Genomic DNA, 26,960 nt, shown 5'->3' with positions numbered 1-26,960 from the left:
AAAAACAAAAATTAACAGAAATAATTTCAATGTAAAGGAGATGGAAATTATGACCGAACAGAAGCACTCACAACAAGATAATAACAAAAAGCATATGTTTCCATCACTTCCGGAAAATATTAATTACATTGAAAATAAGCTATGTCACTCAGATGATATAAAAAAATTAGATGTCCCATTTCAAAACGGAAAAGGAACAATCTTATATATCGAATCTTTAGCAGATTTAAATTTAATTCACCAATTAGCTCTTGAGCCTTTATTAACTCGGTCGGATTTGTCTTTAGATAAAGCTTTTGCCACATTAAGTATGAAGAAAGAAACAAATTTAAATTACGGTGTGCAACTTTTATTACAAGGCAAATCATTATATTTTCATGAACAAGTCGACAGTTTTTGTATTTTCGAAACAGCTTTATCTTTAAAGAGAGATATAGCAGAGCCTGATAATGAAGGCATTGTACGTGGACCACATACTGGTTTTGTAGAAGATTTAGCAACCAATTTAGCTTCCATTCGTAAACTCATAAAAAGTCCAAATATCGTCGTTAAATATTTCACACTTGGTGAAGAAATGCATACGAAAGTGGCAATTGCTTATATGCAAAACATAGCGAATGACGATTTAGTTACAGAAGTAAAAAGAAGGTTAGAAACGATTAAGACAGATGCACTTATGCCTCCGGGATATATACAAGAATTTATAGAGGATACGTCTTTCTCACCATTTCCGCAGCAATTAAATACAGAGCGTCCAGATAGAGTCGCAGCAAATTTAATGGAAGGACGAGTTGCTATTTTATCTGATGGAGATCCAACAGCGCTCATCGTTCCTGTTACATTATTCGCTTTCTATCAATCACCAGATGATTATAATAACCGCTGGATTGTCGGTTCTTTCGTCCGAATGATTCGATTAGTGAGTTTCTTGATTGCTTTTCTCTTACCAGCTATATATATCGCAACCGTAGCCTTTCATCCTGATGTATTGCCACTCGAACTTGTGTATACAATTAAAGCTTCATTAGAGAAAGTACCACTTCCTCCTATTTTTGAAGCTCTCTTAATGGAGCTAATTTTCGAGTTATTACGGGAAGCTGGTATTCGCTTGCCGAGCAGAGTTGGACAAACAATCGGTATTGTAGGCGGTTTAGTAATTGGTGATGCAATTGTAAAAGCCGGACTCGTTTCTTACACAATGATTATCGTTGTAGCTTTAACTGCAATCTCATCTTTTCTCGTTCCATCAAACGATATGAGTTCAGCAGTTCGGATTCTTCGATTTCCATTAATGCTCCTTGCTGCCCTATTCGGATATGTAGGAATATCGTTCGGTCTCATTATAACTTTCGTTCATTTATGTCAGCTTCATTCTTTTCATACACCATATCTTTCTCCTGTTGCACCAATGCGGATTAAAGATATGAAAGATTCTTTTGTCAGACTACCAATTTGGTCATTTTGGGAACGACCACATGATCCAAAACCGAAAAAAATGCAGCGCCAACATGTAACGAGAGAGGATGAGGACGGTGACAAACACGCAAAGTAAAATTTCGCTAGTTCAATTTACCTTTTTCGTTATTCAATGCCAAATTGGAGTGGGTATACTTTCCCTGCCTAACCGTCTTCACCCAATAGCAAAAGGCGGTGGGTGGATTTCCGCGCTCATCGCCGGGCTTGCGATTCAGCTTATTATTTTACTTATGTGGCTTTTCTTAAAACGATTCCCTGATGCAGATATGTATGAAAGTGTTTGTATGCTATTTGGGAATAAGTTTGGAAAACTATTAGGTTTTGCTTATGTTTTTTATTTTACCCTTATTGGTATGACGGTTATGTTGAATGCTTGTAATGTCATTAAAGTGTGGATATTACAAGCAACTCCTTGGTATGCCATTCTCATACTATTTACAATAGCTTGTTGTTATGTAGCTTATAACACTTTTAAAGTCATCGTACGATTTTATGTCATGGCCTCTATTCTCATTTTACCAATGGCTCTTTTAATTGCCCTAGGGCTTTCCCGAGCTGATTTCTCTTATATTTTTCCCATTACAGAAGCCGGCTGGTGGAATATAATTCAAGCATCCAAGGAAACAATTACAGCCATGTATGGTTTTGAAATCATTCTTATCGCTTTTCCAAAAGTAAATGGCAGTTCTGTCGCAAAACTAAAGGCAATTTCTATCGCGAATGGATTTGTAACCCTTTTTTATACTTTTACTGTTTGGATTTGCTTTATCGTATTTAGTCCAAAACAAATTGAGCTTATTCCAGAACCAGTTGCTTACTTATTACGATCCTTGCATATCGGGATTATAGACCGAACTGATTTACTATTCATACCAATTTGGATGATAACAGTTGTAGCTTCTATCGCTAGTTATTACTGCGCTGCTTCTATAGGAATTGGACATATATTCAATCTTGGTAATCATAAAAAGGCTGTCCCAATCGTTGGTATTATTGCTTTTAGTATAGCCCTATTTATCGATACACCTGAAGAATTAAAAGTGATTGCAACTTTCACAGATAAGTTCACCTATATTTTCATCGTTGTCCTCCCTCTTTTATTTCTACTTTATTCAGTAATAAGAAATAAGAAAGGAGAACAGTATGTTCAAAAAAAGAGTTAAATTACTTTTTGTATTATGCACTAGTGCATTCCTTGCTGGCTGTTGGGATCAAGAACCATTAAGGGAAGCAAGGTTAGCTTATAGTATTGGATCTGATATTACGGAAGAGAATCAACTCCAGCAAACAATTGAGCTCGTAAAAAGTTCAAGCGGCGAACAATCTTCATTCGAGAATGAAATACATTCAGCAACCGGGCATAACATAAGAGATACAAGCGATGCACTGAAAAAAAATGTGACTGGAAATATTCGTTATTTTAAATATGGTGTTCAATTACTAGGAACCAAAATTTTAAAAAAAGGTATACTACCTTATTTAGATGTCAGCTTTCGGGACCCAACAAACCCAACTGCTTTAGTAAAACTTATTGCAGTAGATGGTGAAACATCCGAGATACTAGAAAAAAAGAAAGTAGGAAATTTACTAATTGGAGATTTTCTAAAGAAAAAAGTGAAAAGCTTAGAAGATATGAGTGTATTTCCAAAAGAAACTTTAGAAACAGCTGCTACAAAAATGTTAGATCCGGGTAAAGACTTTACCCTCCCTTCTATAAAAATAAAAGGAAAAGAAGTAATTACAAACGGATTAGCTTTATTTAACAATGATAAATTGACCGGGCATTTACCTTTAAAACAATCTGTTTTATTCGTATTATTAACTGGAAAAATGGGAACAAGTGCCCGTATAACCCAAAAACTTACTAGCGATGAATCCGAGAAGACATCTGACTATTTAACAATGGAAGTGAGCAATCGGAAATTAAAACGAGACTTAAAAATAACAACAGATAAAAAAGGAAATGTTTATGCCCACATTAAGCTTCAATTAAAAGTTATAGCCCTTGAAGCTCCGAGAGATAATCTTTACAAAATGGATGAAAGAAAAAAACTAAATAAGGAACTATCCAAACAGCTCACGAAAGAAGCGAAAAAAATAACGAAAAAGTTACAAAAGGCAAATTGTGATGCTTTCGGAATTGGTAGACATCTTATCGCTTATCATCCTGACCTATGGAAGAAAAAAAATTGGAATAAAGATTATGCAAAAGTAAAATTTAAGCCTGAGGTAGAAGTAAGCATTTTGTATAGTGGTGTCTTAAAATAAAAGGTTGTATGCCACGCAGGCATACAACCTTTTATTTCGTATATCGATATACAATTGATTCATATGGTCTTAAGTCAAGGTTTGTAATATCCTTGCTGGAATCTTTATAATTCGACAGTAATACTTCTTGTTGCATTCCATCTAATTGAACGTGCGCTGGTACAGAGTACGTTATTTCCTCTCCATAGAAGTTATTGATAACAAGTAGCACTTCACTTTCTGTAGTACGAGTATATGCCCAAATTTTAGGATCATTTTCATCCAAAATAGCATATTCTCCTTCTGTAATTACATCATACGTTTTTCTAAGTTCTATTAACTCTTTATAATGATAAAATACAGACTCTTTATCTTCTAATGCCTTCTCTACGTTTATTTCTTTAAAGTTTTCAGCCACTGAAATCCAAGGTGTACTTGTTGTAAAGCCACTGTTCATCTCTTCATTCCACTGCATTGGAGTACGGGAGTTGTCACGAGATTTTTGTTTTAAAATCCCGATAATCTCTTCTTTTGATAATCCTTCTTCCAACTTTATATCATATATATTTAACGATTCCACATCACGATATTGTTCAATAGACTCAAAATTAGGATTCGTCATACCGATTTCTTCGCCTTGATAAATATAAGGCGTTCCTTGCAACATATGCATAGCCGTTGCTAACATTTTTGCAGATTCATTTCTATACTTCTCATCATTACCGAAGCGTGACACAATACGAGGCTGGTCATGATTACACCAGAATAACGCATTCCATCCCCCGCCCTTTTGCATTTCAATTTGCCAATTAGACATAATCTCTTTTAATTTAATAAAATCAAAATCAGCCTTCGTCCACTTATCACCATTCGGATAATCAACTTTTAAATGATGGAAACTAAACGTCATACTTAATTCATTACGCTCAGGGTTTGAATATTTAATACAATTATCAATTGTCGTAGATGACATTTCTCCAACTGTAATTACATCTTTCCCTTCAAAAACATTTCGGTTCATTTCTTGTAAATATTCATGAACACGTGGGCCATCTGTATAATATTTACGGCCATCGCTTGTCGCCGTACTTCCATTATCATTTAAAAACTGTTGATCTTTTGAAATTAAATTAATAACATCTAATCGGAATCCAGTTACCCCTTTATCAAGCCAAAAGCGCATCATATCATATACTTCTTCACGAAGTTTTTCATTTTCCCAGTTTAAATCTGCTTGTGTCTCATCAAATAGATGTAAATAATATTGCTCTGTCTTCTCATCATATTTCCAAGCAGACCCACCAAACTTAGATTGCCAATTATTTTTTTCATCACGCCAAATATAGTAATTACGATATGGACTATTTTTATCTTCCTTCGCTTCTTTAAACCACTTATGCTCCGTCGAACTATGATTTACAACGATATCAAGCATAATTTCAATGTTACGTGCTTTTGCTTCTTCTAAAAGCTCTTCAAACTCTTCCATCGTTCCGTAAGATGGATCAATATTGTAGTAATCACTTACATCGTATCCATTATCATTTTGTGGCGATTGGTATATCGGTGTTAACCAAATATAATCTACTCCGAGTTCTTTTAAGTAATCTAGTTTTTCTGTAACCCCTTTTATATCACCGGTTTCTTTATTGTAATAGCTATTAAAGCTCTTCGGATAAATTTGATAAACTACACTTTTATGCCAATCCTTCATGTTTAACTTCCTCCTACTTCTGTTTTACTCGTTTTGCAAATAACCACGTTAACGTAAATGGAATTACAATTGCGATAACCATTCCGACAATAAACATTGGAATCGATTTCGGAATGATAGAAATAAATGCTGGTAATCCACCAATTCCGATAGCAGGTGCTAATACACCATTTAATGTAATGAATATCGCCGCCACAGCCGATCCGATAATCGCTGCATAGAACGGGAATTTATTTCGTAAGTTTACACCAAACATAGCTGGCTCTGTAATACCGAAATATGCCGAGATTGCTGATGTCGATGCCATACTTTTATCATTTTGATTTTTAGAAATCCAGAACATCGCAAGTGCCGCACTACCTTGCGCAATGTTAGAAAGAGCAATCATCGGCCAAATGAATGTACCACCGTGTTGTGCAATTAATTGTAAATCAATAGCAATAAACATATGATGCATACCTGTAATTACAAGTGGTGCATACAATGCTCCAAATAATACTGCTCCAACTACTGGTACTGTTTCATATACACCTACTAATCCTACTGTTAATAAATCTCCAATATGACGTGTAACCGGACCAATAATCCCTAATGCTAATACACCTGTCACAACGATTGTTGTAATTGGTACAACTAATAATTGAATTGCATTTGGTACATGTTTCTTTAAAAAGATTTCTACTTTACTTAATACAAATGCTGCTACTAAAACAGGTAAAATTTGTCCTTGATATCCTACCTTCTCAATTTGGAACAGCCCTAAAATATTGAAGTACTCAATCTTTTGACCATCTAAACCAGTCGCTGCTTTTCCATAGTCCCAGGCATTTAATAAGGCCGGATGCACAAGCATTAATCCCATAACAATCCCTAGTATTGGACTACCACCAAAACGTTTTGTTGCTGACCACCCGACAAGTGCCGGTAAGAATACGAATGCTGTATTCGCCATCATATTAATTAAATCCCAAAGCCCGCCTAAGTTTGGATACACATCTAATAAATTTTTTCCATCAAAAAATAAGTCCTTTGCGCCTAATAGATTATTAATACCCATTAATAAACCAGCTGTTACGATTGCTGGTAATATCGGCATAAATACATCTGAAAATACTTTTACAAACTTTTGAGCTGGATTTAACTTTTGGTTTCCAGAATCTTTTACATCAGCTACTGTCGCTTCCTTCATACCTGCAAGCGTTATCAATTCAGCATATACTCGATCAACATCTCCTGGACCAATTACAATTTGAAATACCCCAGCGTTATGAAACGCTCCCTTCACTAATGAAACAGACTGCAATTTATCGTTATCTATATTACTTTCATCCTTTAAAGCGATACGGAGTCTCGTTACACAGTGCGCAGCTTGTTCAATATTGTCTTTCCCGCCAATATACTGCAACACTTCCTCTGCTGTTTTACGATAGTCTTTCCCCATATTCCCGTCCCTCTTTTCTTTTTTGATACCGTTTACAATTACATATTAACTCGTATATATAAGTTAGTCAACACTCGTATATACGAGTTTGTCATTTTTTTATAAAAAAAGAGATGAAACATTACGTTCCATCTCCTTATTTTCTCCGCGCCACATCCGAAAAATGAAAAATATCTAAGCGGTGGCGGGATTCTGTATATTCGAACTGACTTCCATCATACAAATGCGTAAAGTTTTTCACGACAACAACATAATCTGTTCCATTTAAATCTAAATACTTTCTATCGTCCTCTGTACATGGTTGCACTTCAATTACTCTCTGTGAGTAACTAATATGAAGACCTAGTTCTTTCTCAATATATTTATAAATGGACCCCGCTGCAATCTCACTCGTTAATCCAGGAATATATTCCGATACAAAATGATTAATATCCAAAATTACTTTTTCTCCATCAATATTTCGTACGCGTTTAATATGATCTATGTCTGTTTTCTCTTTCACATTTAATAGCTTTGCAACCTCTTTTGTCGCTTTTACTTTCTCCATTTCCACGACTTCTGTAATACAATGGCGTCCTAAACGTTCATTTTCTTCTTGGAAACTTACAATACCACCAAAGTTGAATTCAATATTTTTTCGCTTTAAAACAAAAACACCTTTTCCATGTATTTTTTGAACATATCCACGTTCTTGTAATAAATCTACAGCTTTTCTTACAGTACCGCGGCTCGCTTCATATTGCTTCATTAATTCAGTTTCTGATGGGATTTTGCATCCCTCTTTTAATTGCCTATTATCAATAGAATTACTGATTTCTGTATAAATTTGTTCATACTTACTCATCATCTACAATAGCCCCTTGTCACCTTCTAGTTCTATATGTATTATACCATGCTACACTCTTCTGCCAATCTCTCACTTATTTTCCAGTATAGGAAAAATAAAGGTAAATATTTAATCTCTAAAACGTATTTTTATAAAAATTTTTATATTTTTCTTTTCATTCAAAAAAACATGTAGTATACTAACTTCAAAATCAGAGGAGAAAGGGAGCAAAGAACTATGCTTACTTATACAACAATTGTAGTTACATTTGCACAAAAACATCATCATCATACGTAACCCTTGAAACCTAGCGGAAAAATTACGCGTAGGTACAAGGGTTATTCCCGTTGTACCTACGCTTTGGCGAAGAGCCATGTAGGTATTTTTTATCTACATGGCTCTTTTTTTATTGCCAAAAAGCTAGTAAAAAATGATGTTTAAGCAAATATTACTACAAAGGAGTTAACAAAAATGGAAACGAAAAAATGGGGATTATGGGTTTTAACAGCTTTTGTTATCGGGAATATGGTTGGCGGTGGCGTATTTATGCTCCCAGCAAATTTAGCACAAGTATCAGGTCCAATGGGTTCTACACTTGCATGGAGTATTACAGGACTTGGCGTATTTATGATTGCACTCGTATTTGGAAATTTAGCAATCCGAAAACCAGAATTAAAAGCGGGACCACAAAGCTATGCTCAAGCGATGTTCCCTTCAAAAAAAGCGGGTAAAGTTGCAGGCTATAGTATGGCATGGGGATATTGGGCTGCGAACTGGGCTGCAACAGCATCTGTTATTATTTCCTTTGCTGGATATTTATCAACATTCTTTCCAGTTTTACAAAGTAAGCAAATTCTCTTTTCAACGAACGGATTTTCACTAGAACTTGGAAAAGGGTTAACGTTCCTCGTATGTAGCCTTATGTTATGGGGAATTCAATATATTCTTTCTCAAAATATTGATCGTGCTGGAAATATGAATCTTCTTGCTACTATTGCAAAAATTATCGGATTTACAATGTTTATTGTAATCACATTATTCATTTTCAATGCCTCTAATTTCGGAGACGGGCAAACATTTATGAATGAAGCAGGACAATCAATTTCGTTAGGTGGACAAATCAATTCAGCTGCTATTGCAACACTTTGGGCATTTATCGGTATTGAATCGGCTGTCATGCTTTCTAATCGTGCAAAATCTCAGCGCGATGTAAAAAAAGCGACTATTTTCGGATTAATTATCGCTCTTCTTATTTACATGTCAATTACTCTACTTACAATGGGCGCTCTCCCGCAAGATGCTTTAAAAGAGTCTCAAAAACCATTAGTAGACGCATTAAATTTAGCAATTGGCAATAAAGGCGCATATATAATGGCTTTACTTGCACTTGTATCTTTATTTGGATCTACAGTTGGCTGGATCGTTGTTAGTTCAGAGGTTCCTTATCAGGCAGCAAAAAATGGGCTTTTCCCTAAATTTTTCGCGAAAACAAATAAAAAAGGTAGTCCTTCAAAATCATTATTTATTACAAATGTGATGACGCAAATTTTCTTATTCTCAACGATTTCTGGTACCGTATCAGAAGCTTATAATTTCGCTATCGTTGTAGCAACATTAGCTTATTTAATTCCATACCTTGTTTCTACACTGTACCAATTCAAATTAGTTATTACAGGAGAAACGTATGATATAATGCCTGGCTCTCGAATAAAGGACGGCATCATTACTACATTAGCATTCATATATTCTATTTGGGTTATCAAAACGGGAACTGCTGATTTAAAAACGTTCTTCTTAGGAATCGGATTGTTCGTATTAGGTCTTATTCTTTATCCTGTACTAATGAAAGACTCACAAAAAATGAATTAAAAAAGGAGAAGCTTCTGGCTTCTCTTTTTTATTAGAAGTCTATAATTAACTTTTCCTTTAACTCTGCTACAGATAAAGGTTTTGCATAATAAAATCCTTGTACATAATCACAGCCCATCGATTTTAATAAGCTTTCTTGCTCTACTGTCTCTACCCCTTCAGCAACTACTGCTAAATGTAAGCTATGGGCAATTTCAATAACAGATTTTACAATCGTTCGCTCTGGCTGTGCATGATCATAATGAAATTCACGAATAAAATTACGATCAATTTTTACTATATCCAGCGGTAGTTGTTTTAAATAATATAAGGAAGAATAACCCGTTCCGAAATCATCTAAAGCAATTAAAATACCCATATTTCTTAATTCTTGTAATGTAGCAATAATATAATCAAAATGACGAACAGCAATGCTTTCCGTTATTTCTAAAATTAAACGATTTGCAGGAAATCCAGTTCTCCTTAAAATGCTACGTACAGATAAAATAAAACGCTTTTGCATTAATTGTTGTATGGATAAATTCACAGATAACTTTAGTCCTTCTTCATACTCTGGCAATGTTTTAAACAAGCGACATGACTTTTCTAATACCCAGTCTCCTAATTTTATAATAAGTCCAGATTCTTCAGCTACTGGAATAAATTCGTCTGGCGAAATAGGTCCTTCTTCTGTCGAACAACGCGCTAAAGCTTCAATACCAGTATATTTCTTCGTTTTCAAATCAATAATAGGCTGCAGTGCCACATCTAACTCTTCATCACGAATTGCCTTTTGCAAAGCAAATTCAATTTTCATTCTACGATTTATTTTCGCACGTAACTCATCTGTAAAGAAACACGCTGCATTTCTTCCTTGTTCTTTCGCACTATACATAGCTAAATCTGAATTCTTCAATAGAGTTTCTACATCTTGTCCATCTTGCGGATATGAGCACAGTCCTAGACTAGCTGAAATGTATACTTCATGACCTTCAAGTATAAATGGCGCCTGAAAGCATGACAACACAGATGTCGCTAGCTGCCTCATCTCATCTTGTGTATGATTTTTTGTTAACAACACAAATTCGTCGCCACCCAGCCTAGCCAGAACATCTTTCTCTCCTAGCACATAATGCAACCGTGAAGCAACTTCGCTTAAAAGTAAATCTCCTATCATATGACCTAGCGTATCGTTTACTAATTTAAAACGATCCAAATCAAAATAAATCATACCAAACTCTCTTTTATCTGCAATTAATTCGTTAACAGTCGTTATTAATTGTAAACGGTTCGGTAAACTCGTTAAAGCATCATGATACGCAAGCTCCCTATAACGACTTTCGCTTAACCGTAACCTCTGTTCTGCTTCTTTCCTACTACTAATATCATTTCGGATCGCAATAAATTGATATGGCTCTCCTTTTTCATTTAAAAATGGAACAATTGTTGTTTTAACCCAATAATATGTACCATCTTTTGCTTGATTTCGAATCTCCCCTCTCCATACTTTTCCGCTCAAAATACGCTTCCATAGCATTTGAAAAAATGTTTTCGGATGATGTCCTGAATTTAAAATACGATGATCTTTCCCTATTAACTCTTCTCGTGTATATTTGGAGATTTCACAAAACTTATCATTTACATATGTAATAAGACCCTTTCGGTCTGTAATCGCAACAATTGAAGACTCATCTAATGCTAACTTTAAATCTCGCAATGAAGATTCATATAATGCATGACCTCTTTGTTCTAGCATGCGCATCTCTCCTTGCTTCCTATCTGACTAAAACACAACTTGTTTCTTTTCATAGAAATAGAGATATTTCATTTCCTAATAATCGTTCTTTACATACATCACGTTTTGAAATATGTCGATTAAAATAACATAATATTATTTGTAATAAAAAGCAATATAATACCGTTTCGATTATAAATAGTAGTTTTTGAATTATAATAACAAAATATTAACATATTTTCACCTTGATTTTGGAAGAATTTTATAAATAAATACTGTATTAAACAAAAAAGAGGATATCCTCTTTTTTGTTTAATACGGATATGGTGTTGGATATGGCGCTGAATAAGTTACTGGGTACGGTGCTGGATATGGTACTGGATATGGCGCTGGATAAGTTACTGGGTATGGTGCTGGATAGTAGCCTCCACCTGCTGCACCCGTTAATGCGCCAGCTGTAAGCCCACCTAACACACCTCCAGCAAAACTTCCAGGGAAAAATCCACCGCCCCATGAGCCGCCACCCCAGCCCCATCCACCTCCGTGATGGTGATGATGATCATGGTGATTGTGCCCACCATGGTGGTGATGTCCGCCGTTATGATGGTGCCCTCCATGATGATGATTACGATAATACAATCCGTTATTTTCTATATAATTCATATTTCCCCTCTCCTTTTCCATTTTCTCATCTTAATAGGTATTGTAAGAATAATATGGATCTTGTTGGTAACCTGTATAATAAGAATAATCCGAGTAATACGGATAACCATATCCGCCATAACCAAATCCAGGGCTGAGTAATGCTCCTGCTACAAACCCTGGAAAGAAACCTCCACCAAAAAATGGTGAATGTCCAAAACCACCATGAAAACCTCCGTGACCAAATCCTCCAATTGGACGACCATACATTTTATTCACCTTCCTTTTCTCTTTAAAAACGTAACAATACACTGTATGTAGGACAAATGCGGAAAGTATGGGGGAAATACCTACATTTTGTAAAAAACAGAAAACACTTTATAATAAAGTGAAACTTTAATCAGTGGGGGGCTTACTGCCCATTAAAGTGGGATAAAAATGTCACATTACATCCGCTATTTAGGAAGTCTATATTGAAGAAAGATTAGAGGAATTATATAGAAATGAAGAAACCTATTGTCCAATTACTATTAATATTTACAATTGTATCTATCGTTCTTTTCCTATTAAATACATCGTATATTTCGTTATATACATTTGTCGGCGTTCTCTGGTCCATCACAATTGTAGGAATTTCATTCGTTATTTTTATCGAAAATAGGTCTCCGCAAAGTACCTTAGCGTGGTTTTTAGTATTAGCACTTCTTCCCGTTGTAGGTGTACTTTTATACTCTATTTTCGGGCGTAGCCGTTGGAGAAGAAAAAAGCATCTCCATCGTTCAGAAGAACAAAGAAAATTATTCCGTGAAATATTAGAAGGAAAACGACTAGAGTTATCACTCAAAGTCCCATTAAGTGAACGCTCTACCCATTTAACAGAAGTTGTACAAAAATTTGGAGGCGGGCCTGCCGCAGATAGAACAACTACAAAACTTTTAACAAACGGAGATCAAACATTTTCAGCAATTTTGCAAGCGATCGAGCAAGCAAAACATCATATACATATTCAATACTATATTTATAAATCTGATGAGATTGGTACAAAAGTTCGGGATGCTTTAATAAACAAAGCAAAAGCTGGTGTTATTGTACGCTTCCTTTATGATGGATTAGGAAGTAATACGTTAAGAAGACGCTTTTTAAAACCTATGAAAGAAGCTGGGATTGAAATTGTTGAATTTGATCCTATTTTTTCAGCTTGGTTACTTGAAACCGTCAATTATCGTAACCACCGTAAAATCGTCATTGTAGATGGAGAAATCGGTTTTACTGGAGGACTTAACGTCGGTGATGAATATCTTGGCCGTTCAAAAAAGTTTCCCGTTTGGCGTGATAGTCATTTAAAAATCGAAGGAAAAGCGTTATATAAATTACAAGCAATTTTTCTAGAGGACTGGCTCTATGCATCTAGTGGTTTGAAAACCTATTCTTGGGATCAATTTATGAATAGACAATACTTCCCAGGTAAAGAAATTTCAAGTGCAGAAGGTGCCGTGCAAATTGTAGCAAGCGGGCCAAGCTCAGATGATAAGAGCATTCGCAATACATTATTAGCTGTTATGGGCTCGGCAAAAAAATCTATTTGGATTGCTACACCATACTTTATTCCAGATCAAGAAACTTTAACATTATTACGTTTAAGTGCAATATCTGGCATAGATGTACGCATTTTATATCCTGGTAAAAGTGATAGTATTATTAGTGACCAAGCATCTCAGTCCTACTTCACTCCACTTTTAAAAGCTGGTGCCTCCATTTATAGTTATAAAGATGGCTTTATGCATGCAAAAATTGTACTTGTTGATGATAAAATTGCAACAATCGGAACAGCAAATATGGACGTACGCAGCTTTGAATTGAATTACGAAATTATTAGCGTACTGTATGAATCAGAAACTGTTCATGATATTAAACGTGATTTTGAAGATGACTTTAAGCATTCTACTGAAATTAAATGGAACGCTTTCCAAAAGAGAAGTATCAAAAAACGAATATTAGAGTCTTTTATGAGGCTCATTTCTCCTTTACTATAAGCAATCAATGTACTATTGATTGCTTTTTCTTTTATATTTGTCCCCTCTCCTTTTCTTTGCATACCATATTAAAACAAGTTATCATAAGATGTATTACTTTATGAAAATAATGTTAGGTGGGACATACATGTTAGAACAATTTCATATACATGCTGATTTAAAACAGCAACTTTCTACAATTCACGAAAAGAATAAACAAGAAGCTGGTGAAAATGCACATTTAATCGGTACAAAAGTATATAAAGCATCTGATAATAGCATTATCGAAGATGCCATTACAGCACTTCTTCTTGGCAAAAATATTCTATTAAAAGGGCCGACTGGTAGTGGTAAAACCGTACTAGCTGAAACTCTTTCTTCTTTATTCCAAAAACCAATGCATAGCATTAACTGTTCTGTCGATTTAGATGTAGAAGGTATTTTAGGATACAACACACTACAAACGAAAGATGGCGCATCTGAAGTTACATTCGTTAACGGTCCTCTTATGAAAGCAATGAAGAACGGTCATTTCCTATATATTGATGAAATCAATATGGCAAAACCTGAAACGTTACCACTTCTTCACGGTGCATTAGATTACCGTAAAATGATTACAAACCCGTTTACACAAGAAGTTGTATACGGTGATGATGAGTATCGTGTAATCGCAGCAATTAATGAAGGCTACGTTGGAACAAGTGAACTAAACGAAGCGTTAAAAAACCGTTTCGTTATTATTGAAGTTCCCTACATCCAAGGTGATACATTAAAAGAACTATTATTAGCAGAATCAAAACTAAAAGACACTGCAACAATTGAAAAGTTCGTTGCATTTGCAAGCGATCTTATGCCTTTAGCTCGTGATGGCCGCGTAAGTGAAGAAGCAGCAAGTATTCGTGGCATTATCGATGCATGTGATTTAGGTGTATATATTCCCGTTATGCGTGCAATTGAACGTAGTATTATCGCAAAATTAAACGATGAAACAGAACAAATGACTGTCCGTGAATTAGCAGAAAGTTATTTCTTTGAGGGGTAATTTATGAGACAAATTTTTAGTGACAAAAAAATTGATGCGTCGCTGTTTCTACAAATGGAAAACTTAATGTATGCCCTTCTCAAAGAAGATGATGCCTACCTTGAGTATGGCTATAAAGCATACTACGACGAAATTGAAAAAAAGGTTGTCATTAGTCACTTTTGGGATGATCGAAAAGAAGAGGATACAGTAATCGGATTAAAAAGCGAAGTGTTTTTAAAAGCACTTGGTAATAAACATTACTCGGACATGACTTTAATTCGTTCTTATGCAATTGAATTGCAAGAATCACCCTTAAAAAAGTTTTTAACACAATTATTTGTTCTATTAGAAGATTTACGTGTTGAGGAAATCGTAAAAAACTTACGCCCTGGCACAAAGCATGTTTTTAAAAGAAGAAAAGAAATGTATCGCAATTACTTTAGCTCACAAAATGAAATCAATCGTGTTCGTAACTATCACGGTGATCGTCTATTTTGTCTATGCTATCTTTCATTAACGAGCGATAAATATGAAATGTTTAATAATGAATATTTCGAGCAAATTGAAGCTATTTTGCATGAAACATTCCAAGCTCGTAATACGGAAGATATTATGTATATCGTTGAGAAAATTCGCTATCGCTTAGAGGAGCTTCTTGAAAGTGATATGCTGAACAACTATTTCGGGCATGCACCGCTTTATTTATCTGTCATTGCAGATGAAAAAAACTGTCGCGTCGAAGATTTAGCAAACGATGATACGCAGCTCATAGATGACGATGAAAATAAAAACAAAATGGATGAAAGCTTCTCAACATGGCACCGTGAAAATAAAAACAATGAAAACGAGAACTTTTTACGCTTTGAATTAGAAAGCGGAACAAAAACAAATATGATGGGTGACACTGCTCGCGAATCAGAAGATGGCGACCAAGCACTTGGCTCTGTACAAGGTACTTCTCAAAAAAGTACACAATCTAACTTTGATGGTGCTGACACAAAAGAAGCAAGAGCTTCTCACGCTTCTAGTCAAAATGATGGTGCATATGGTAAATATAACACTGGCGCTTCTCATACATTTAAAGAAGCACGTAAACCAAATCCTGATGAGAAAAAGGATTACCAAGCTATCAAATCAGTCGTTAATAAAGATGTAAAAGAATTAAAGAAAATTATCGAAAAAACGATTGAAAATAAAACGAATGCAAATAGTGATAAATATTACGGAAGACTTCGTAAGAAATTCCTTCGTATTTATACTGAAAAGCAGCCTCGCATGTTTTATAAAAAAGGACAAGAATCACAAGAGCTTGACGTTGCATTCCAACTGTTAGTAGACTGTTCTGGTTCTATGTATAACAAGATGGAAGAAACGAAAAAGAGTGTGGTTCTATTCCATGAAGCGTTAAAATCTTTAAAAATCCCGCACGCTATTAGCGGATTTTGGGAAGATGCTTCTAGTGCGAAACCTGAAGATAAACCGAACGTTATCCATGAAGTTGTAACGTATAAAAACTCAACGTTACCAAACGTTGGTCCCGAAATTATGCAGCTTCGCGAAGAAGAAGATAATCGCGATGGATATATCATTCGGATCGTTTCTGAAAAACTTGCAAAAAGACCAGAAAAGCATAAATTCTTACTTGTCTTCACAGACGGTGAACCTTCTGCGCTAGACTACCAACAAGACGGTATTTTAGATACGCATGAAGCTGTCAAACTTGCTCGTAAAAGTGGTATGGAAGTAATCGGAATTTTCATCGAAGAAGGCGAAGCGAAAGAAGCAACTTATCAATTAATGAAGAACATTTATAACCATCACTTCTTAGTTGCAAATCACGCTGAAGATTTACGTCTGAAGATTAAACCACTATTGAAAAAGTTATTACTGAAGACGATTGAATAGAAAAACAGGAGCTTTGCGCTCCTGTTTTTTCTATTCAATCACTTTGTTTCTGGTTGAAACTTATATGGAATGGCTACTTCTAATAATGAATCGAATCCTCCATCGTAGAATGGGAATCGTTCATTTGCAATTGCTCTGTCCACCCACTCCATTGCGGAAATTTCTCCTTCATCTGCTGCAACAAGTTCACCTTTTACTACATGCGCTCGAAATGTAAATAATAGCGCATGATTCCCTGGCTCTTCAAAGAATTTTTCATTAATCGCAACAAGTCCACCTGCCACAGCAGTTAAACCTGTCTCTTCTTTTACTTCCCTTACTAAAGCTTCCTCTAACGTTTCACCCTTTTCAACAGCCCCACCCGGCAATGACCAAACATTTTGTTCTACATTATGTACCATTAATATTTTATCTGTTTCTTCGTCATGTATTAGTGCGTATACGACATCAACCCTTTGCATGTTCCTTTTCTCCTTCAATTAACTCATCCATTGTAAATAAAGAATGTAGCTGTAAGCCATCTTCTAATAAGTTTTCTCTTCCCTCTTTTGTTCGTTCAATTACGCCTAAAACATGATGTACCTTCGCACCTAGTTCTCTTAAATCTTTCGTGCTTAATAATATTTGACCACCTGTCGTAATAACATCTTCAACAACACAAACATTTTTCTCAGTAATATTAACGCCTTCTGCTAACTTACATGTACCGTACTTCTTCGCTTCTTTTCTTACAAATACAACTGGTATACCCGTTTGTAAAGATAATGCTGTTGCTACTGGGATTCCTCCCATCTCTAAACCTGCCAGCACTTCTGTCTCAGGAGGAATGAGCTCTTTCAATTGCTTAGCAATTTCTACTAACAATGCTGGATTAGATTCAAATAAGTACTTATCAAAGTATTGATTTGATACTTGTCCTGATCGAAGTTTAAATGTTCCCGTTAAACGTGACGTATTGTAAATTTCCTTTGCTAACTCCCATTTCTCCATTCCCTGTCTCCCCTTTACACACAAATTAACTCATTCTATCACACTTGTAATTATTTGTATATTCCTAAAATACAAATAAAAAGAGTCGATTCCTAAGAATCGACTCTTCCTATTAATTCATCACTAACTCAGCTGTGAGCTTTTTTTTTAACTTAGCCAACATGTCCGTTGTCATTTTGTCTAAATCGTATTCTGCTTTAAAGCCCCACTCTTTCATTGCTGCTGTTGCATCAATAGAGTTTGGCCAACTATCAGCGATTGTTTGACGAGCTGGATCTACAGCGTAGTCCATTGTAAACGTCGGAATGTGTTTACGAATTGATGCTGCGATTTGCTCTGGCTCAAAGCTCATTGCTGTAATATTAAATGCATTTCTATGCACTAACTTACTTGGATCAGCTTCCATTAATGAAATGATCGCTTGTAAAGCATCTGGCATGTACATCATATCCATGTATGTTCCTTCTGCAATGTATGAGGTGTATGTGCCTTTTTTAATCGCCTCATAATAAATTTCAACTGCATAGTCAGTTGTTCCGCCTCCTGGAGGAGCTACGTAAGAAATTAAACCTGGGAAACGTACACCGCGCGTATCAACGCCAAATTTTTGATGATAATAATCACATAATAATTCCCCTGCTACTTTGTTTACCCCATACATCGTAGTAGGACGTTGAATTGTATCTTGTGGTGTATTATCTTTCGGTGTTGATGGACCGAATGCACCGATAGAACTTGGCGTGAAAAACTTACAGTTTAATTCACGAGCTGCTTCTAATGCATTTACAAGTCCGCCCATATTTAAATTCCATGCAAATAACGGATTTTTTTCTGCTGTTGCTGAAAGTAAAGCTGCTAAATGAATAATTGTATCTACTTCATTGCGCTTTGCGATATCATGTAGTTTTTGTCCATCTGTTACATCTAACGTTTCAAATGGACCAGACGTTACTACTTCACTATCTGTTTCACGAATATCTGTTGCAATAACATTTGATGCGCCGTATACATCACGAAGTTTCATTACTAGTTCAGAACCAATTTGCCCTAAAGAACCGGTTACTAGAATTTTTTTCATTTTCCCCACTCCTCATTTGCAAGCTATTCAAAAGATGTCGTTACTTAAATGATGCCCATTTCTTTCCCTACTTTTTCATACTTACGAATTGCTTCATCTAACATTTCTTTCGTATGAGCTGCTGTTGGCATATTACGAACACGTCCTGTTCCTTTAGCTACAGTTGGGAACACGATAGATTTTGCATATACGCCTTCTTCATTTAGACGTTTACTAAATTCTTGTGTTAATACTTCGTCACCAATAATACAAGGTGTAATTGGCGTTTCACTTTCTCCGATGTTAAAGCCAAGTTCTTTTAACCCTTGTTTTAAATAGCGACCATTTTCCCATAAACGATCGTGCAACTCTGTGCTTTCCATTAAGATTTCAATTGATCTCATGCAAGCTGCAGCATCAGCTGGTGTTAATGCTGTAGAGAATAAGAATGGACGTGAACGAACTTTTAACCAGTCAATTAAGTTTTGTTTCCCTGCTACATATCCACCAATTACCCCAATTGCTTTTGATAATGTACCAATTTGGAAATCAACTTTATCAGACAGACCAAAGTGCTTTACAGTTCCTGCCCCTTTACCAAGTACACCTGAACCGTGTGCATCATCTACGTATGTCATTAAATCTAATTCTTCCGCAATCTCAACAATTTCTGGTAGTTTTGCAACATCTCCATCCATTGAAAAGACACCGTCTGTAATTACCATTAATTTATTGTAAAGTCCTGATTCTTTCGCTGCGATTGCTTTTTGGCGTAAATCTTCCATATCAGAATGTTTATAAACAATAATTTTTGCTTTTGATAGACGACTACCATCAATAATAGAAGCATGGTTTAACTCGTCTGAAAGAATCGCATCATTTTTATCCATAACAGCTGAAATCGCTGCCATATTACAATTAAATCCTGATTGATAAGCAATTGCTGCTTCTGTATGTTTAAACTTTGCAATTGTTTCTTCTAATTTAATATGCAAATCTAAAGTACCGTTAATTGTACGAACCGCTCCTGCTCCAACGCCGTACTTATGAATTGCACCAATTGCAGCTTCTTGCAAACGGCTATCTGTTGCTAATCCAAGATAGTTGTTTGAAGATAAGTTAATATATTCTTTTCCGCCAATTGTAATGATCGGTCCATTTGAACTTTCGAGCGGATCAATTACGTTATAAAGCCCCTTTGATTTTAAATCCTCTAAATTTTCTTCTAAAAATTTCGCAAGTGTTTTACTAGACATCGTGAAGCCTCCCATCGTTCATGTAAGCGAATTATTGTCTTAATAGTTCTAATAATCCCTCTACTAGCTTAACACGTTTTCAGAATTTATTATAGAAAAATAGTTTAAAGTAACCGCTTACAATTCTAGATTATATATGATTCATTACAAGAAATCTATCATTTACTTTTCATATTTGGTAGAATAAAAAAAATATGTAAGGGGGCTTCAATCATGGCATTTACTGAATCTGATGTATATGATAACGAAGCGTTTTTTGAACAATATATGAAACGAAGATACCGAGAAAATAGCCCAAATGAATCACTTGAAAAACCAGCCTTCTTTCAACTCATTGGTGATGTGAAAGGAAAGAAAATTCTCGATTTAGGCTGTGGGGACGCAAAATTTGGCAAGGAATTATTAGAAAAAGACTGCCACTCTTACACCGGTATTGAAGGCTCCGAACTTATGTATGAAAAAGCTAAAAAACAACTAGAGAACAAAAATGGCGCCGTTCATTTTTTAAACCTCAAAGACTACACATACCCTCCTTCTACTTTTGATTTAGTAACATCTAGACTCGCCTTACATTATATCGAACATCTTACTATCATTTTTCAAAATGTGTACGAAACTTTAAAGACAAATGGAACCTTTACTTTTAGCGTTCAACACCCTATTATTACCTCTTCATTTGAAAGCTTGCAAACGAGCGGAAAAAGAACGAGTTGGCTTGTCGATGATTACTTTAAACTAGGCAAACGGGTTGAACCTTGGATTGATCAAGAAGTTATTAAATATCATCGTACAACGGAAGAATATTTTACACTATTACAACAAGCTGGATTTACAATTACAAATTTAAAAGAAGCTACACCAGATCAAACTTATTTTCAAAGCGCGGAAGAATATGAACGTCGTTTACGTATTCCCCTCTTTCTCTTATTCTCTTGCCGAAAATAAAAAAGACGATGATTTCCTCATCGTCTTTTTCTTTATCTCATTGCATGAGCAACTTCTTTACGTACACGTCTTCCTTTTCCATGCGGAATACAAAGTGGCGTCCCAAATAACGGATCCGTACTAATTTGACATTCCATTCGGAATACATCACGTACTAGCTTCTCATCTACTACTTCTTCTGGCTTACCTTGTGCATATATTTGTTTATCTTGAATGGCTACAATATTGTCTGCATAACGGCAGGCCAAATTTAAATCGTGTAGTACCATAACAATTGTTCTTTGTTCTGTTTCATTTAATTCGAATAATAAATCTAGCACTTCAATTTGGTGAGTCATATCTAAATAGGTAGTAGGCTCATCCAATAAAATAATATCTGTATCTTGCGCAAGCGTCATTGCAATCCAAGCACGTTGTCGTTGTCCACCTGAAAGAGCATGCACATCACGCTCAGCAAATTCTGTCATACCTGTTGCTGCAAGTGCTTTCTGTACCATTTCCTCATCTTTTTCTGACCATTGCTTCAGCCATGTTTGATACGGATAACGTCCTTGCTTTACAAGTTGCAATACTGTAAGCCCTTCTGGCGCTTGCGGTCCTTGCGGTAAAATTGCCATTTGACGAGCGATTTGCTTCGTTTGCATATTTTGAATGGCTTGATTATCTAACAAAATGTCACCAGCTGTTGGTTTTAATAATCTAGCTAGTGAACGTAATAAGGTCGATTTCCCGCAACCGTTAGAACCGATAAAGATGGTAATTTCACCTTTTGGAATTTCTAAATTTAACTCATCAATAATAATTGTTTCACCGTAAGACAACGTCAAACGTTTCGTCTCCAATGCTTTTTGCATATTCATCTTCCTTTATGAATTCCGACTTTTATAAAGTAAATAAATAAAATAAGGTGCACCAATTGCTGATGTAAATACCCCTGCTGGAATTTCAAGTGGGGTGAAAACTGTACGCCCAATTAAATCTGCAGCAAGTACTAAAATCGCACCGACAATAGCCGCAACCGGGAGTAATGCACCGTATAAAGAACCAACTAGTCTTCGTGAAATATGAGGTGCCATTAAACCGACAAATCCAATTCCACCAGCAAAGGCAACTGCTCCACCAATTAAAGCTGTACTAAGTAATAACATAAATATGCGTGACTTTGTTAAAGGAACACCAAGCCCTACCGCAATATCATCCCCTAGCTCTTGCGCATTTAAATGTCTAGCAGCTATAAATGATATTACCGTTAAAATAAGAACCCACGGCGCAAGTACCATGACGTTTTGCCATGAAGACCCGTAAACAGTGCCTGTAATCCATACATTCGCTTGACTCGCTTGGTAAATTGGCGCTAACAACATAAACAAAGTCGTTGCCGCTTTCGTTAATGCCCAAAAACCAACACCAATTAAAACAAGACTAATCGGTGATAATCCGTCATTTCTCCATGCAAATAAATATACAAAAAGTGCTACAATCGTTGCCCCAATAAAAGCTGCTAACGGCATATAATGAATGCTTACAGTTAGCGCATTATTTTTATCACTAAATATAGCTAAAAATAATACCACTGCAACACTTGCACCACCTGTAATCCCGATGATATCCGGAGAAGCAAGTGGATTTCGAACGAGCCCTTGTAAAATACATCCTGCTACAGCAAGTGCGATTCCTACAAGGATAGCAATTAAAATACGAGGCATACGAAACTTATTTACAACCATATTAGACATCGCATCGCCATTTCCAGTAATCGCTTGCCATACATCATAAGGAGCAATTTTCATGTCTCCCATACCTGCACTCGCAAAAAACAATCCTATTAAAACAACTAGTAAACTGAATAAGACGAGACAAGCTCGTTTGTACATTAAAAACGAGAGCCCGCCTTTTCCTATACGAAACGGAATATACTTCTTCATTTGCTAAGCCCTCTCTTACGTGCAATATAAATAAAGAACGGCGCACCAATAAATGCTGTCATAACCCCTACTGGTACTTCTTGTGGCATAATGACATATCTTGCTGCGATATCAGCTAAGATCAATAGTATTGCACCTAATAAGCCGCTATACGGTACTCTCCACCTATGATCTACTCCAACAAGAAATCTGGCAAAATGCGGGGTAACAATACCAATAAACCCAATAGGACCTGCGACCGCAACTGAACCACCGGATAACAGGACAATAATAAGTAGTACGAATGATTTCATTAAAATCGTTCTTTGACCAAGTCCTTTTGCAACGTCTTCTCCCATCATCAATGTATTTACTTTCCCTGCCATCATAATAGATGCAATCCAGCCTATTAATAAATACGGGAATACTGATTGTAACATTTCTAACTTTCTTCCTTGCACAGATCCGGCAAGCCAAAATAATACTTCTTCAAGCGCCTTTTCATTTAAAACAAGTAATCCTTGTGTTAATGATGAAAATAACGCACTAATTGCCACTCCTGCTAACGTTAATTTAAGAGGCGTTGTCCCCTCTTTTCCTAAAGAGCTAGAAGCAAATACAAGTACAGCTGCAATTGCTGCCCCTAAGAAGGCAATCCACGTGAAAGCTGATAATGATGTCACGGAAAAAATAACAATTGCTACAACTATGAAGAAAGCAGCACCTGAATTTAATCCAATAAAATCTGGAGAAGCAAGTGGATTTTTCGTTAAAGTTTGCATAAGACAACCTGCAATGGCTAAACTAGCACCAACACTCGCTGCAATTAATGCCCTTGGTAGACGCACATTTTGAATAATAATATGTTCATTGGACCCATTAAAATGGAAAAAAGCATCTAACGCTAATTTCCAACTCGTATTTGTATATCCGAAAATAATACTGCCCCAAATACAAGTAATGACTGCAATGATCCCAACAAATAATCCAATCCATTTTGCTCGATTTGTTTTTAATAACATGCAGCGTTTCCCCTTCAATGTATAATGATACGTTGTAAGTGTATTTCAACTTAATTCTCATTGTCAACGGAAATGAGAATTATTTTCAACCGTATGTATTGACAATCTAAAGATAAAGGCTTAATATCATGCTTGCTATTGAAAAAAATTCTCACTATGTAGGGGGTACATAATGAATTTCATGCGAAAGAAATCGTTTACAGTATTTGTATTTTTATTAGCCTTTTCACTACTTTTAAGTGCTTGTGGAAAATCAAATACGAAAGAAGAATCAAAAGAAGGTACGAAAAAAGAAATGATTCCTGTGGAACATGCAATGGGTAAAACAGAAGTTCCTGCTAATCCAAAACGTGTAGTCATTTTAACAAATGAAGGTACTGAAGCTTTACTTGAATTAGGTGTTAAACCAGTTGGGGCTGTAAAATCTTGGACTGGTGATCCATGGTATCCACATATTAAAGATAAAATGAAAGATGTAAAAGTTGTTGGTGATGAAGGACAAGTGAACGTAGAAACAATCGCTTCTTTAAAACCAGACTTAATTATAGGTAACAAAATGCGTCACGAAAAAGTGTACGAGCAACTAAAAGCAATTGCACCTACTGTGTTCTCTGAAACATTACGTGGTGAATGGAAAGATAACTTCAAGTTTTATGCGAAAGCATTAAATAAAGAAAAAGAAGGACAAAAGGTTTTAGCTGATTACGATAAACGTATGAAAGATTTAAAAGCCAAACTAGGTGATAAAGTAAATCAAGAAATCTCTATGGTTCGCTTCATGCCTGGTGATGTTCGTATTTATCATGGTGATACATTCTCTGGTGTTATTTTAAAAGAACTTGGATTTAAACGTCCTGGCGATCAAAATAAAGATGACTTCGCAGAGCGTAACGTATCTAAAGAACGTATTTCTGCAATGGATGGCGATGTATTGTTCTACTTCACATTCGATAAAGGAAATGAGAAAAAAGGCTCTGAATTAGAAAAAGAATATATCAATGATCCACTATTTAAAAATTTAAATGCAGTGAAAAATAATAAAGCATACAAAGTTGACGATGTGATTTGGAATACTGCTGGCGGTGTAATGGCTGCTAACCTACTATTAGATGATATCGAAAAACGCTTTGTTAAATAGTATTTCCCTAACCAGCTCCCCTTCTATGGAGCTGGTTATTTTTCAATTCACTTAAATGTCACATTATTTCATTTTGTATTTTTATTCCCAATATGTTATATTATAAAAGTAAATAGAATATATTTTCTCTATATCAGAATAAATATTTTAATCTAAATTTTCTGATTAATCACTATTTTATTTTCTTTTAGAATTCAATTATTACATTTGAAAACGCTTATCATCTTGTTTTCAGGGCAAAATACAGTAACGGTCGAAGTAAAATAGAACTTTTTTAGAAATTTTCTTTCTATTTCCATATAATTCTATTGACTTCTAAATATTTTGTAAATTAAAATGATTACATAAATATCCGTTATACAGGATTAGGGGGAAACAAAAATGGATGCAGCTTTAAAATTAGACAAAGCTGGAGAGCAACAATCACCAAAAAAACATCCACCAGGATTGTACTTGTTGTTCTTAACAGAAATGTGGGAAAGATTTAGTTATTATGGAATGCGTGGCCTTTTAGTTCTTTACTTAACGACTGCTGCGGTTAGTGGCGGGTTAGGATTTGATAAGGCGTTTGCAGTGCAATTATATGGTACTTTTACAGCGGCAGTATATTTCATGCCAATTATAGGTGGATGGCTAACGGATCATTATATTACAAGACGTCATGCCATTACTCTCGGCGGAATTATTATGGCAATCGGCAACTTTGTACTATTCTCAATGAATACAAAAACAGGACTATTTCTAGGATTAATACTATTAGTTATTGGTAATGGGTTCTTCAAACCAAATATTTCTACACTGTTAGGTGAATTGTATAGTGAAAATGATTCACGTCGTGACAGTGCATTTACTATCTTCTATATGGGTATTAACGTAGGTGCTTTCTTCGCTCCACTTATTTGTGGATTTTTAGCAGAAGATTTCTTTAAAACAAGCGTTGATGGCGTTATGGTTATGGGATATAAATACGGATTCTTAGCAGCTTGTATCGGTATGATTATTGGACAAATTGTTTTCAACTTATTAGCTCCTCGCTATCTTGGTACAGCAGGAACAACAGTTGTTGGTAAAAAAACAAAAAATCAACCTGCAGTCGAAAAGAAACCTTTAACAAAACAAGAAAAAAACCGCACTTGGGCAATTGTAATTTTAACTTGTTTCGTAGTATTCTTCTGGGCAGGCTTTGAACAAGCTGGTAGTTCTTTAACACTTTATACAGATAAATTTGTTGATCGTACAATTTTTGGATGGGAAATCCCAACATCTTGGTTCCAATCCGTTAATCCAGCGTTCATCGTACTACTTGCACCATTCGTATCTATGCTATGGTTAAAACTTTCTAAATCAAAGCGTGGCGATTTAAAAATACCAACAAAAATGGCATTTGGTATGATTTTACTAGGTATAGGTTACCTTGTTTTAACATTAGCGGTTCTAAAAACTGGAAGTAGTGAAGCTGATATAACTGTTAAAGCAAACTTATTATTCATCGTTATCACTTATATGTTCCATACAATTGGAGAACTATTCTTATCACCAATCGGTCTATCAATGGTAAGTGCAATTGCACCTGTTAAATTAGCATCATTACTAATGGGTGTATGGTTAGCTGGTTCAGGTATGGCTAACTGGTTAGCTGGTAAACTTGCTTCCTTTACACAATCATTAGGATACCTTGAAGTATTTGCAAGTATTGGCATTATCGTTATCGTCTTAGGACTTGTACTCCTTCTCTTCTCTAAAAAAGTTGCGAGTATGATGGAATAATACAAAAACAG

The 26,960-nt window shown here is 35.5% G+C and carries 23 protein-coding genes; 10 read left to right on the top strand and 13 right to left on the bottom strand.

Annotated elements, in window-relative coordinates:
• Nucleotides 1–49: 49 nt before the first annotated feature.
• The 3 genes from gerKA to gerKC are packed head-to-tail and all read left to right on the top strand — an operon-like array spanning nt 50 to nt 3,744.
• The gene (gene gerKA / locus ACTFR9_RS22005) at nt 50–1,552 is read left to right on the top strand and encodes a spore germination protein GerKA (protein ID WP_000139275.1); all 1,503 of its coding nucleotides are present in this window, start codon (nt 50–52) and stop codon (nt 1,550–1,552) included.
• Nucleotides 1,533–2,639: a GerAB/ArcD/ProY family transporter gene (locus ACTFR9_RS22000; RefSeq protein WP_000185779.1), complete on the top strand. Its 1,107-nt coding sequence runs from the start codon at nt 1,533–1,535 to the stop codon at nt 2,637–2,639. The genes gerKA and ACTFR9_RS22000 overlap by 20 nt, the downstream gene beginning before the upstream one ends.
• Complete coding sequence (gene gerKC / locus ACTFR9_RS21995; RefSeq protein WP_000474039.1) at nt 2,620–3,744, top strand: spore germination protein GerKC; 1,125 nt, start codon at nt 2,620–2,622, stop codon at nt 3,742–3,744. The genes ACTFR9_RS22000 and gerKC overlap by 20 nt, the downstream gene beginning before the upstream one ends.
• A 31-nt stretch (nt 3,745–3,775) precedes the next feature.
• Here gerKC and treC read toward each other — a convergent pair whose 3' ends face one another.
• The 3 genes from treC to treR all read right to left on the bottom strand — a co-directional run bounded on the left by treC (nt 3,776) and on the right by treR (nt 7,725).
• The gene (gene treC / locus ACTFR9_RS21990) at nt 3,776–5,437 is read right to left on the bottom strand and encodes an alpha,alpha-phosphotrehalase (protein WP_000656099.1); all 1,662 of its coding nucleotides are present in this window, start codon (nt 5,435–5,437) and stop codon (nt 3,776–3,778) included.
• Nucleotides 5,438–5,450: 13 nt separating this feature from the next.
• Nucleotides 5,451–6,878, bottom strand: a complete 1,428-nt coding sequence (treP, locus tag ACTFR9_RS21985; protein ID WP_163262802.1) for a PTS system trehalose-specific EIIBC component — start codon at nt 6,876–6,878, stop codon at nt 5,451–5,453.
• Nucleotides 6,879–7,014: 136 nt separating this feature from the next.
• On the bottom strand, nt 7,015–7,725 hold the full coding sequence (gene treR / locus ACTFR9_RS21980) for a trehalose operon repressor (protein WP_000987250.1): 711 nt from the start codon (nt 7,723–7,725) through the stop codon (nt 7,015–7,017).
• 450 nt (nt 7,726–8,175) lie between these two features.
• Here treR and ACTFR9_RS21975 point away from each other — a divergent pair, with 450 nt between their 5' ends.
• Nucleotides 8,176–9,573, top strand: a complete 1,398-nt coding sequence (locus ACTFR9_RS21975) for an amino acid permease (protein WP_000448454.1) — start codon at nt 8,176–8,178, stop codon at nt 9,571–9,573.
• A 31-nt stretch (nt 9,574–9,604) separates the two neighbouring features.
• Here the strand turns inward: ACTFR9_RS21975 and ACTFR9_RS21970 are convergent, their stop codons facing one another.
• From ACTFR9_RS21970 to ACTFR9_RS21960, 3 genes are all read right to left on the bottom strand, one after another.
• A complete protein-coding gene (locus tag ACTFR9_RS21970) occupies nt 9,605–11,308 on the bottom strand; it encodes a putative bifunctional diguanylate cyclase/phosphodiesterase (protein ID WP_073541558.1) in 1,704 nt (567 codons plus the stop codon).
• Nucleotides 11,309–11,599: 291 nt separating this feature from the next.
• Nucleotides 11,600–11,950, bottom strand: a complete 351-nt coding sequence (locus ACTFR9_RS21965; protein WP_001106393.1) for a hypothetical protein — start codon at nt 11,948–11,950, stop codon at nt 11,600–11,602.
• 30 nt (nt 11,951–11,980) lie between these two features.
• The gene (locus tag ACTFR9_RS21960; RefSeq protein ID WP_000274348.1) at nt 11,981–12,199 is read right to left on the bottom strand and encodes a hypothetical protein; all 219 of its coding nucleotides are present in this window, start codon (nt 12,197–12,199) and stop codon (nt 11,981–11,983) included.
• Nucleotides 12,200–12,432: 233 nt separating this feature from the next.
• Here ACTFR9_RS21960 and ACTFR9_RS21955 point away from each other — a divergent pair, with 233 nt between their 5' ends.
• The 3 genes from ACTFR9_RS21955 to ACTFR9_RS21945 all read left to right on the top strand — a co-directional run bounded on the left by ACTFR9_RS21955 (nt 12,433) and on the right by ACTFR9_RS21945 (nt 16,870).
• Nucleotides 12,433–13,962 (top strand): cardiolipin synthase, encoded by a 1,530-nt coding sequence (locus ACTFR9_RS21955; RefSeq protein WP_000743044.1) that lies wholly within the window; start codon nt 12,433–12,435, stop codon nt 13,960–13,962.
• Nucleotides 13,963–14,089: 127 nt separating this feature from the next.
• Entirely contained in the window at nt 14,090–14,983 is an 894-nt protein-coding gene (locus tag ACTFR9_RS21950; RefSeq protein WP_048558065.1) for an ATP-binding protein, read from the top strand.
• Between the two features lie 3 nt (nt 14,984–14,986).
• A complete protein-coding gene (locus ACTFR9_RS21945; protein ID WP_001248871.1) occupies nt 14,987–16,870 on the top strand; it encodes a vWA domain-containing protein in 1,884 nt (627 codons plus the stop codon).
• Nucleotides 16,871–16,908: 38 nt separating this feature from the next.
• Here the strand turns inward: ACTFR9_RS21945 and ACTFR9_RS21940 are convergent, their stop codons facing one another.
• The 4 genes from ACTFR9_RS21940 to ACTFR9_RS21925 all read right to left on the bottom strand — a co-directional run bounded on the left by ACTFR9_RS21940 (nt 16,909) and on the right by ACTFR9_RS21925 (nt 20,173).
• Complete coding sequence (locus ACTFR9_RS21940) at nt 16,909–17,331, bottom strand: NUDIX hydrolase (RefSeq protein ID WP_001189954.1); 423 nt, start codon at nt 17,329–17,331, stop codon at nt 16,909–16,911.
• Nucleotides 17,318–17,860: an orotate phosphoribosyltransferase gene (gene pyrE / locus ACTFR9_RS21935; RefSeq protein ID WP_000417029.1), complete on the bottom strand. Its 543-nt coding sequence runs from the start codon at nt 17,858–17,860 to the stop codon at nt 17,318–17,320. Before pyrE ends, ACTFR9_RS21940 begins: the two co-directional genes overlap by 14 nt.
• Before the next feature lie 112 nt (nt 17,861–17,972).
• Nucleotides 17,973–18,938, bottom strand: a complete 966-nt coding sequence (locus ACTFR9_RS21930) for an L-threonine 3-dehydrogenase (RefSeq protein ID WP_000723139.1) — start codon at nt 18,936–18,938, stop codon at nt 17,973–17,975.
• 44 nt (nt 18,939–18,982) lie between these two features.
• Complete coding sequence (locus tag ACTFR9_RS21925; protein WP_000095906.1) at nt 18,983–20,173, bottom strand: glycine C-acetyltransferase; 1,191 nt, start codon at nt 20,171–20,173, stop codon at nt 18,983–18,985.
• A 213-nt stretch (nt 20,174–20,386) separates the two neighbouring features.
• Here ACTFR9_RS21925 and ACTFR9_RS21920 point away from each other — a divergent pair, with 213 nt between their 5' ends.
• Nucleotides 20,387–21,118 carry a class I SAM-dependent DNA methyltransferase gene (locus ACTFR9_RS21920; RefSeq protein ID WP_061185382.1) on the top strand — a complete coding sequence of 244 codons (732 nt, stop codon included), beginning with the start codon at nt 20,387–20,389 and terminating at the stop codon, nt 21,116–21,118.
• Between the two features lie 32 nt (nt 21,119–21,150).
• Here the strand turns inward: ACTFR9_RS21920 and ACTFR9_RS21915 are convergent, their stop codons facing one another.
• The 3 genes from ACTFR9_RS21915 to ACTFR9_RS21905 are packed head-to-tail and all read right to left on the bottom strand — an operon-like array spanning nt 21,151 to nt 24,044.
• Nucleotides 21,151–21,972 (bottom strand): ABC transporter ATP-binding protein, encoded by an 822-nt coding sequence (locus tag ACTFR9_RS21915; RefSeq protein ID WP_061131300.1) that lies wholly within the window; start codon nt 21,970–21,972, stop codon nt 21,151–21,153.
• Between the two features lie 12 nt (nt 21,973–21,984).
• Entirely contained in the window at nt 21,985–23,043 is a 1,059-nt protein-coding gene (locus tag ACTFR9_RS21910) for a FecCD family ABC transporter permease (protein WP_000760066.1), read from the bottom strand.
• Nucleotides 23,040–24,044, bottom strand: a complete 1,005-nt coding sequence (locus ACTFR9_RS21905; RefSeq protein WP_000925219.1) for a FecCD family ABC transporter permease — start codon at nt 24,042–24,044, stop codon at nt 23,040–23,042. Before ACTFR9_RS21905 ends, ACTFR9_RS21910 begins: the two co-directional genes overlap by 4 nt.
• A gap of 172 nt (nt 24,045–24,216) precedes the next feature.
• Here ACTFR9_RS21905 and ACTFR9_RS21900 point away from each other — a divergent pair, with 172 nt between their 5' ends.
• Nucleotides 24,217–25,182, top strand: a complete 966-nt coding sequence (locus ACTFR9_RS21900; RefSeq protein ID WP_001010266.1) for an ABC transporter substrate-binding protein — start codon at nt 24,217–24,219, stop codon at nt 25,180–25,182.
• A 381-nt stretch (nt 25,183–25,563) separates the two neighbouring features.
• On the top strand, nt 25,564–26,949 hold the full coding sequence (locus tag ACTFR9_RS21895) for a peptide MFS transporter (RefSeq protein WP_000338322.1): 1,386 nt from the start codon (nt 25,564–25,566) through the stop codon (nt 26,947–26,949).
• Nucleotides 26,950–26,960 lie beyond the last annotated feature (11 nt).

Origin of the sequence: Bacillus cereus group sp. MYBK222-1 (genome assembly GCF_051916425.1) — a bacterium.
Lineage (GTDB): Bacteria > Bacillota > Bacilli > Bacillales > Bacillaceae_G > Bacillus_A > Bacillus_A paranthracis.
The sequence above is the reverse complement of the archived record's forward strand: the minus strand, read 5'-3'. Positions and strand labels throughout refer to the sequence as shown.